Here is a 592-nt window from a genome sequence, read left to right on the forward strand (position 1 = left end):
CGATGGGGTGCCTGCCTGAGCAGTAAAAAGCCGATGACCTCTTGGTTTAGTCGAACTGGCACTAAGCAAGATTGGAAGTAGTGAAGGTCAGAAAGCCCCAGCCATTGTCCGTTTACGGCGTTGAGATGGCTATAAGCCAAGTGACTTTTATCTTTTAGCTGTTCCAGAAATTGTTGGAAGTGTTCTGACGGAATTATCTGATTTTCTTTCACTTCAGTCTGTTCATTACACTCGATATAGACACAGCTAACGTCGTTTTTATCAGTCGTCAGCCACAGGCTTGTATCCGATAGATGAAGGCCCGAGCCAAGTAGGCTCAGGCTTGCTTTCGCAATTGTATCTATGTCTCCAAGATCAATACTTGGATGGTCGAGGAGGGCGTTTAATTTCTTTGTTAGCATACGAATGGCTGCGCTCGTTAGTCTGAATCTGGATACTGTTTACGAATATCCATGATTTCGGCGAAGTGTTGAATCGCAACATCCGCAATTTCAGGGTCAAAATGAATCCCTTTCTGGTCTTCGATTAGGTCAATGATGTCTTGGTCGCGCCACGCTTTTTTATAAGAGCGGGTGGAGCCTAGCGCATCGAT

The 592-nt window shown here is 45.4% G+C and carries 1 protein-coding gene; it reads right to left on the minus strand.

The window, feature by feature from the left end:
- On the minus strand, positions 1 to 401 hold a 401-nt coding region (locus KIV40_RS30485), incomplete at its 3' end, for a hypothetical protein (protein ID WP_285353018.1).
- Positions 402 to 592 lie beyond the last annotated feature (191 nt).

Source organism: Vibrio sp. D173a (assembly GCF_030248475.1).